At 75.8% G+C, this 8196-nt stretch carries 9 protein-coding genes; 4 read left to right on the forward strand and 5 right to left on the reverse strand.

The genetic code is table 11. From position 1 onward, the window contains the following. A partial coding sequence (locus I4I78_RS26545; RefSeq protein ID WP_218614229.1) for an MFS transporter occupies positions 1-998 on the forward strand: 998 nt, incomplete at its 5' end. Between the two features lie 33 nt (positions 999-1031). Here I4I78_RS26545 and I4I78_RS26550 read toward each other — a convergent pair. Both I4I78_RS26550 and mshC read right to left on the reverse strand, forming a co-directional pair. After that, complete coding sequence (locus I4I78_RS26550; RefSeq protein ID WP_218614230.1) at positions 1032-1388, reverse strand: DUF2237 family protein; 357 nt, start codon at positions 1386-1388, stop codon at positions 1032-1034. Between the two features lie 3 nt (positions 1389-1391). Further along, positions 1392-2633: a cysteine--1-D-myo-inosityl 2-amino-2-deoxy-alpha-D-glucopyranoside ligase gene (mshC, locus tag I4I78_RS26555; RefSeq protein ID WP_218614231.1), complete on the reverse strand. Its 1242-nt coding sequence runs from the start codon at positions 2631-2633 to the stop codon at positions 1392-1394. 88 nt (positions 2634-2721) lie between these two features. Here mshC and I4I78_RS26560 point away from each other — a divergent pair, with 88 nt between their 5' ends. Then, on the forward strand, positions 2722-3963 hold the full coding sequence (locus I4I78_RS26560; protein WP_218614232.1) for an N-acetylglucosamine-6-phosphate deacetylase: 1242 nt from the start codon (positions 2722-2724) through the stop codon (positions 3961-3963). A 114-nt stretch (positions 3964-4077) separates the two neighbouring features. Here I4I78_RS26560 and I4I78_RS26565 read toward each other — a convergent pair whose 3' ends face one another. Both I4I78_RS26565 and I4I78_RS26570 read right to left on the reverse strand, forming a co-directional pair. Further along, entirely contained in the window at positions 4078-4287 is a 210-nt protein-coding gene (locus tag I4I78_RS26565) for a hypothetical protein (protein WP_226380487.1), read from the reverse strand. Between the two features lie 73 nt (positions 4288-4360). Continuing rightward, positions 4361-5353: a bile acid:sodium symporter family protein gene (locus I4I78_RS26570; RefSeq protein WP_308252371.1), complete on the reverse strand. Its 993-nt coding sequence runs from the start codon at positions 5351-5353 to the stop codon at positions 4361-4363. Positions 5354-5493: 140 nt separating this feature from the next. Here I4I78_RS26570 and I4I78_RS26575 point away from each other — a divergent pair, with 140 nt between their 5' ends. Continuing rightward, positions 5494-6672: a CaiB/BaiF CoA-transferase family protein gene (locus I4I78_RS26575; protein ID WP_218614234.1), complete on the forward strand. Its 1179-nt coding sequence runs from the start codon at positions 5494-5496 to the stop codon at positions 6670-6672. Next, positions 6669-7478, forward strand: a complete 810-nt coding sequence (locus I4I78_RS26580; protein WP_218614235.1) for an enoyl-CoA hydratase — start codon at positions 6669-6671, stop codon at positions 7476-7478. The genes I4I78_RS26575 and I4I78_RS26580 overlap by 4 nt, the downstream gene beginning before the upstream one ends. An 18-nt stretch (positions 7479-7496) precedes the next feature. Here I4I78_RS26580 and I4I78_RS26585 read toward each other — a convergent pair. Further along, a partial coding sequence (locus I4I78_RS26585) for a heterodisulfide reductase-related iron-sulfur binding cluster (protein WP_255567194.1) occupies positions 7497-8196 on the reverse strand: 700 nt, incomplete at its 5' end.

Raw genomic sequence — 8196 nt, forward strand, 5'->3', positions numbered from 1 at the left:
CGACCTCGATCACCGCCTACCTGCTGCCGTTCGCGGCGCTGATGCTCGTCAGCGGCACGCTCGGGGAACGCTGGGGGCGGCGACGCACCGTCGTCGCCGGGTACCTGGTCTACGTCCTGGCCTCGCTGGCCTGCGTGCTGGCCGCGTCGTGGTCGCTGTTCCTGGCCGCCCGCGCGCTGCAGGGGGCGGCGAACGCGTTCACCACGCCGCTGCTGCTGGCCACGCTCGCCGGGTCGGTCGAGCCGGAGCGCCTCGGCCGCTCGCTGGGCTGGTTCGGGTCGCTGCAGGCGGCCGGGCAGACGTCGGCGCCGCTGATCGGGGGCCTGGCCGCGGAGTTCGACTGGCGGCTCGCGTTCTTCGGGGTCGGCGCCGTGGCGTTGCTGCTCGCCCTCGCCGGGCTGCCGGACCCGGGCCGGCGCGGGGCCGGGACGGGGGCCCGCCCGTCGCTGCGCTCGGCGTGGACCCCGGCGGTGCTGCGCGCCGGGCTGGCCGCGGGGCTGGGCTGGGGAGCCCTGGCGGGGCTGAACTTCCTGCTGGCGCTGCGGCTCGAGGACGAGTTCGGGCTCAGCTCCGGGGCCCGTGGCCTGGTGCTGACCGTGCTGGGCGTGGCCGGGATCCTCACCGCCCGCCTGATCGGCGGCACCGTGGACCGGGTCGGCCCGCGTCGCTGCGTGCTCGCCGGGGCGCTGTCGGGTGCGGTACTCGTCGCCGGGATCGGGCTCGTACCGGTGCTCTGGGTGGTGGTGGCGCTGTGGGCGCTGGCCGGGGTGTCGAGCCAGCTCGTCCTGGTCGGGGTGAACGCGCTGGTCCTGGGCGGCGGCGGGCCCAACACCGGCGGCGCGGTGTCGGTGGTGCAGGCGCTGCGCTTCGGCGCGACGTCGCTGTCCCCGGTCGGGCTGACGCCGGTCTACCACGCCGACCCGGTCGCCGGGTTCCTCGTCCCGGCGGCGCTTCTCGCGACCGGGGTGCCGGCGCTGCTGGCCCGCCGGTGGCGCTGACGCGGCCGGCCCGCCGGTGGCGCTGACGCGGCGTCAGACGGCGTGCGCGCGCAGGTCGTCGAGGTCCACCCAGTCCAGGGTGCGGGCGTGCGTGGCCTCCAGGACGACCGGCGGGGCGTACCCGGCGACGTGTGCCTCGACCCAGCGGTCCGCGCACAGGCACCACCGGTCCCCCGGCACCAGGCCGGCGAACCCGAACTCGGGCCGCGGCGTGGACAGGTCGTTGCCCTGCTCGCGGGAGAAGTCCAGGAACTCCGCGGTGACGCGGGCGCACACGGTGTGCACCCCGGCGTCCTCACCGCCGGTGTCGCAGCAGCCGTTGCGGTAGAACCCGGTGAGAGGGTCCGTCCCGCACGTCCGGAGCTCCCCGCCGAGCACGTTCTGCGCCACCGCTCAGACCACCGTGATGCCGAGCAGCGCGTCCAGCGCCTCGCGGGCGCTGCCGGGTGCGTAGGTGTCGGTGCCGCGCCGGGTCAGCGCCTCCTCGACCCACGCGTCGACCGCCGCCAGGGCGCCCGGGGTGTCCAGGTCGTCGGCGAGGTGGGTACGGATCTGGGAGACCAGGTGCTCCGCGGACTGCGCGGCGTCCAGGGTCAGGGCCTCGCGCCAGCGGTCCAGACGGGCCTGTGCCCTGGCCTGCAGCTCGTCGGTCCAGGAGCGGTCGGTGCGGTAGTGCCCGGACAGCAGGGCCAGACGGATGACGTTCGGGTCCGTTCCCAGGCCGCGCAGCTTGGAGACGAACACCAGGTTGCCCTTGGACTTCGACATCTTCGCGCCGTCGAGGCCGATCATCCCGGTGTGCGTGTAGTGCCGGGCGAACGGGTGGTCGCCGGTCAGCGCCTCGGCGTGCGCGGCGCCGCACTCGTGGTGCGGGAACGCCAGGTCGGAGCCGCCGCCGTTGAGGTCGATCCGGGTGCCGAGACGGTTCAGTGCGATCGCCGCGCACTCGACGTGCCAGCCGGGGCGCCCGCGTCCGAGGTCGGACTCCCACGCCGGCTCGCCCTCGCGTTCCATGCGCCACAGCAGCGGGTCCAGGCGGTGCCGCTTGCCGGGCCGGTCCGGGTCTCCCCCGCGCTCGCCGAAGAGCTCGAGCATGGTGGCCTCGTCGTAGTTCGACTCGTAGCCGAAGTGCCCGGTCACGCTGATGTCGTGGTAGACGTCCGGGTACTCCGGGTCGTCGAGGCGGTAGGCCGCTCCGGAGGCGAGCAGCTTGCCGACCAGCTCGGAGATCTCCGGGATGGCCTCGACGGCGCCGATGAACTGCCGCGGGGGCAGCACCCGCAGCGACTCCATGTCCTCGCGGAACAGCGCCGTCTCGCGCATCCCGAGCACGACCCAGTCGTCCTGGTCACGGGCGGCGCGCTCGAGCAGCGGGTCGTCGATGTCGGTGACGTTCTGGACGTAGTGCACGTCGTGCCCGAGGTCGAGCCAGAGCCGGTGCACCAGGTCGAAGGCCAGGTAGGTGGCGGCGTGCCCGAGGTGGGTCGCGTCGTACGGGGTGATCCCGCAGACGTACATGGTGGCGGTGTCCCCCGGCGCGGTCGGCCGGACCCGGCCGGTGGCCGTGTCGTGCAGCCGCAGAGGGGGGCCCGCGCCGTCGATGGCGGGGACGTCGACGCCAGACCACGTTCGCATGCCTGACAACCTACGCGTCGGGGTCGGTCCGGGCGGTAGGGCGCGGGTCACCGGCGACCCGGGCCCCACAGGCGCGCAGGAGGACGGGATGGGCGACGACCGAGGCGAGCTGACGATCACGGTGGGCACGCTGGTCACCGGCGACGACCGGGTGCCGGTCGGCCCCGGCTGGGTACGCCTGCGCGGGGACCGCGTACTCGACGCCGGGCCCGGCCGGCCGGGCTCCGCCGGTGCGTGCCCGGCAGGGTCCCGGGACCTCGACCTGCCGGACGCGGTCCTGGTGCCCGGGTTCGTCGACCTGCACGTGCACGGCGGCGGGGGCGCGTCGCTCCCCACCGGCGACCCGGACGAGGCTCTGGCCGCGCTGGCGTTCCACCGGGCGCACGGCACCACGACGAGCCTGGGGAGCCTGGTCAGCGACACCCCGGCCGCCCTGGAGCGTGCCGCTGCCGCGCTGTCCGGCCTGGTCACCGACGGGGAGCTGGCCGGGCTGCACCTGGAGGGCCCGTGGCTGGCCGACGCCCGCTGCGGCGCGCACGACCCGTCGACGCTGCGCGACCCCGACCCGTCCGAGATCGCGCGGCTGCTGCGCCGCGGGACGGTCGCGATGGTCACCCTCGCCCCGGAGCGCCCCGGCGGCCTCGACGCTGTGCGGCAGGTCGCCGACGCCGGCGCGGTCGCCGCCGTCGGGCACACCGACGCGCCGTACACGCTGGCCGTCGACGCGATCGCGGCCGGGGCGCGGGTCGGGACGCACCTGTTCAACGCGATGGCCCCGCTCGGGCACCGGGAGCCGGGGCCGGCGGCGGCGCTGCTCGGCGACCCGCGGGTGACCGTCGAGCTGATCACCGACGGGGTGCACCTGCACCCGTCGGTGGTGGAGCTGGTGCTCGCCGCGGCCCCGGGGCGGGTGGCCGCGGTGACCGACGCGATGTCCGCGGCCGGGATGCCGGACGGAGAGCACCGTCTCGGCCCGCTGCGGGTGTCGGTGCGCGACGGGGTGGCCCGGCTGGCCGGGCGGGACACCATCGCCGGCTCCACCGCGACCGGGGACGTGCTGCTGCGCCGGATCGTCGCCGGGTCCGCGGCCCCGCCGGAACCGGGGACACCGGCCTGGACACAGGCGCTGCAGCGCGCCGTCGGGGCGACGTCCACGGTCCCGGCGCGTGTCCTCGGACGCGACGACGTGGGCCGCCTGGCCCCCGGCAGGCGCGCCGACCTGGTTCTCCTGGACCGCGACCTGCACGTCCGCACGGTGTACCGCAACGGCGCAGAGGTCCCCCGGCCGTCCCCTCGGCACCCGACGGACCGGCTCACCGGCGACGAGTGACCGACTCGGCGCGAACCGCGGGCGGACACCGAGCGACGCACCATGGCGGTGGGCTGGGCCATGGACGGCAACCGTGCGGCTCTCGGCGGGTCCGCCCGGAGCGGTGCGCGGCGCTCACCACCACTCGTGGGCGAGCTTGGCCTCGATGTCGCGGACGTGGCGGCGGGCACATCCGGGGCAGAGCCATCGGTCGCGGCCGTTCCCGTCACGTTCGCGGGCCCAGGTCAGGGTGGCCGCGCCGGGCGCCGCCGCCACGGCGCCGCAGAGCAGGCAGGCCGGGCCGGGCCCGGACGCCACGGGGACCGGCGGCTGCGGTTCCGACACCTGCGGTTCCGGCGGCTGCGGTTCCGGCGGCTGGGGTTCCGGCGGCTGGGGTTCCGGCGGCTCGGGCACCGGCTCAGGATGCCGCGACCGGCTCGCCCCGTGGAACCTCCCGGCGGCGCGCCAGCCGCGCCGCGACCGCCGCGCACACCATCAGCTGGATCTGGTGGAACAGCATCAGCGGCAGCACGACCAGCGCCACGGCGTGCCCGGCGAACAGCACCCCGGCCATCGGCAGCCCGCTGGCCAGGCTCTTCTTCGACCCGCAGAACAGGATCGTGATCCGGTCGGCGGCGTCGAACCCGAGGCCGCGCGCGCCCCACCACGTCACGGCGAGCACGATCGCCAGCAGCACCACGTTCACCCCGAGCAGCACCAGCAGCGACAGCCCGGTCAGCTCCCGCCAGGTGCCGGCGACCATGCCCGCGCTGAACGCCGAGTAGACGACGAGCAGGATCGACCCGCGGTCCACCACCAGCAGCTGCGTGCGGTGCGCCGCCACCCACTTCCCGATCAGCGGCCGGGCGAGCTGGCCGGCGACGAACGGCGCCAGCAGCCGCAGGCCGATGTCGAGCAGCGACGACGCGGAGAACCCGCCCTGGGTGGACAGCAGCAGGGCGGCCAGCAGCGGCGTCACCACCACGCCGAGCACGTTGGACAGCGACGCCGCGACGACCGCCGCCGGGACGTTGCCCCGGGCCAGCGACGTGAACGCGATCGAGGACTGCACGGTCGAGGGCAGGCAGCACAGGAACAGCACGCCGGTGGCCAGCGGCACCGGCAGCAACCACCCGGGCAGCAGCCCCGCGGCGAGCCCCAGCAGCGGGAACAGCACGAACGTCGCCGCCAGGACGGTCGAGTGCAGCCGCCAGTGCCGCAGCCCGTGCAGCGCCTCCCGGGTGGACAGCCGCGCGCCGTAGAGGAAGAACAGCAGCCCGATCGCGACGGTGGTGGCCACGTCCACCGCTCCGACCGCCGCGCCGCGGGCCGGGATCAGGGCCGCGATCCCGACGGTCACCAGCAACAGGACCAGGAACGGGTCGATCCGGACCCGGCGCGCGACGTTCACGACACCGATTCTGCGACGCCGGAGTGGCCGATCGGCCACTCCGGTGACCGGACTCATCCGGAGTTCTCTCGAGCACCGGGGCGGCCGGTTCCCGCGGTTATCCTGATCACGCCATCGCGACCCCGCACGTCAGGAGTGCCATGCCCGACCATCAAGGACCGCTCGGCGGCGTCGTCGTCCTGGAGGTGGGTGTGTTCATGGCCGCCCCGTTCGCCACCATGCAGCTCGCCGACCTCGGTGCACGTGTGATCAAGGTGGAGTCCGCGGCGGCGCACGACCCGGTGCGCGACACCGGCCCGTTCGTGGACGGGGAGTCGAGCCCGTTCCTGCGGCTCAACCGGAACAAGGAGTCGGTGGAGCTGGACCTCAAGTCCGCCGGCGGGAACGCGGCGTTCCGGGAGCTGGCCCGCCACGCCGACGTCGTGGTGGAGAACCTGCGTCCCGGCGCGATGGACCGGCTCGGGCTCGGCGCCGACGACCTGCTGGCCGAGAACTCCGGGCTGATCTACGCCTCGGCGTCGGGATGGGGCCAGGACGGCCCGCTCGCGGCGCAGCCCGGCCTGGACATCATGGCCCAGGCCCGGTCCGGGCTGATGGCCGTCACCGGGGAGGAGGGCGGCGACCCGGTGAAGGTCGGCGTCCCGGTCTGCGACCTGACCTGCGGCCTCTACGTCGCGCTGGCCGTGGTCGCGGCCCTGCGGCACCGGGACGCCACCGGCGAGGGTCAGCGCCTCGACGTCTCGCTCTACGAGTCCGGTGTGTCGCTGGGGGTGTGGGAGGCGGGCAGCTACTTCGCGACCGGGCGGACCGGGGGCAGACGCGGCACCGCGCACCAGTCGCAGGCCCCCTACCAGGCCGTGCGGGCCCGCGACGGCTACCTGACCGTCGGCGCGATCACCCCGGCCACCTGGCGGTCCTTCGCCGCCGCGCTGCAGCGGCCGGACCTGCTCACCGACCCCGGCTACACCACCAGCAGCGACCGCCTCGCCGACCGTGAGCGGCTGATCGCCGACATCGAGACCACGACCACCACCCGCGACGTCGCCGACCTGGTCACCGCGCTCACCGACGCCGGTGTCCCGTGCGCCCCGATCTCCGAGCACGCGCAGACCTACGCGGACCCGCAGCTGCTCGAGCGCGGGTTCCTGTGGGACGCCCCGCACCCCGTGCTGGGCCCGGTCCGCCAGCTCGGCTCGCCGATGCGGATGTCGCACACACCGGCGCGGCGCGGCCCGGCCGGTCCCGCCCTGGGCTCGCACACCGACGCGGTGCTGGCCGAGTTCGGTATCGAGGCCCCGTCGGCCGGGGCGACCCGATGAGCGGGGACACCGACGGCGCGCAGGACGCGGAGCTGCGCACCGAGCTCGCGGACGGCCGGCTCACCGTCACCTTCGACCGCCCGGCCGCGCGCAACGCGATGACCTGGGCGATGTACGAGGGCCTGCACGCGGCCTGCGAGCGGGCCGACGACGACCCGTCGGTGCGGGTGCTGGTGCTGCGCGGGGCCGGGGACCGGGCGTTCGTCGCCGGCACCGACATCGGCCAGTTCGCGCAGTTCCGCACCGGCGCCGAGGGCGGCGCCGACGGCGTCGCCTACGAGGCGGCGATCACCCGGGTGGTGAACCGGCTCGAGGAGGTCACGGTGCCGACGCTGGCCGTCGTGCGCGGGGCCTGCGTCGGTGCCGGGATCGCCCTGGCCGCGGCGTGCGACCTGCGGGTGGCCGACGGCACCGCCCGGTTCGGGGTGCCGATCGCCCGCACGCTCGGCAACTGCCTCTCGGCGAACTCGACGTCGCTGCTGGTGCACCACCTCGGGCCGGGCACCACCCTGGACCTGCTGCTGCGCGGACGGCTGCTCGGCGCCGCCGACGCGCACGCGGCCGGGTTCCTGGCCGAGCTCACCGAGCCCGGCGAGCTCGACGCCACCGCCGACACCGTCGCCGCGGAGCTCGCCGACCGGGCGCCACTCACCCAGTGGGCGGCCAAGGAGCTGGTGCGCCGGATGCGCCGGGCACTGGTGGTCCCCGACGACGACGTCGTCGCGACCGTGTTCGGCAGTGAGGACTTCGCAGCCGGTGTGCGGGCCTTCGGCGCCGGCGAGCGCCCCCGCTGGACCGGCCGCTGACGTCCCCGCGCCGGGGGTCTACTCCCCCGGCGCGGCCCCGGGCCCCTCCCCGACGGCCAGTGCCTCGCGGACCAGCTCCAGCGGGTGCCAGGCCGTCCGGCCTGCCCCGTGGAAGATCTGCTGGCGGCAGGACACCCCGGTCGCGGCGATCACGGTGTCGGCCGGCTCGGCCGCCACCGCGGGGAACAGCCGGTCCGCGCCGACCTGCATCGACGTCTCGTAGTGCTCGGACTCGAACCCGAACGAGCCGGCCATGCCGCAGCAGCCGGCGTCGACCTCGGCGACCTCCAGGCCCGGGATGCGGCGCAGCAGCGCCATCGTCGCGGCCGTGCCGACCTCGGCCTTCTGGTGGCAGTGCCCGTGGAACAGCACGCGCCGCCCGGCCAGCCAGGAGTCCGGCGCCAGCCGGAGCGCTCCGGCGTCGATCGCCTCGCCGACCAGCTCCTCGGCCTGTCGGACGCGGGAGCGCACGTCGGCCACGGCGGGGGTCTCGCCCAGCAGCGCGGCCGTCTCGTCGCGCAGGGTGAACACGCACGAGGGCTCGCAGCCCACGATCGGCGAGCCCGGGTCGGTGTCCCTCGCCAGCGCGCTCACCAGGCCGCCGGCCTTGCGTTTCGCGTCGTCGAGCAGGCCCTTGGACAGGCTCGACCGCCCGCAGCAGCCGCCGGAGGCCAGTGCCACCGTCCAGCCCGCCGCCTCCAGCAGCTCGATCGCCGCC

The organism is Pseudonocardia sp. KRD291 (assembly GCF_019263595.1).
Classification (GTDB): Bacteria; Actinomycetota; Actinomycetes; order Mycobacteriales; family Pseudonocardiaceae; genus Pseudonocardia.

Coding starts and splice junctions, on each gene's coding strand:
- I4I78_RS26575 (WP_218614234.1), top strand. CDS start 5,494: ATGCCCGACCATCAAGGACCGCTCGGCGGCGTCGTCGTCCTGGAGGTG.
- I4I78_RS26560 (WP_218614232.1), top strand. CDS start 2,722: ATGGGCGACGACCGAGGCGAGCTGACGATCACGGTGGGCACGCTGGTC.
- mshC (WP_218614231.1), bottom strand. CDS start 2,633: ATGCGAACGTGGTCTGGCGTCGACGTCCCCGCCATCGACGGCGCGGGC.
- I4I78_RS26580 (WP_218614235.1), top strand. CDS start 6,669: ATGAGCGGGGACACCGACGGCGCGCAGGACGCGGAGCTGCGCACCGAG.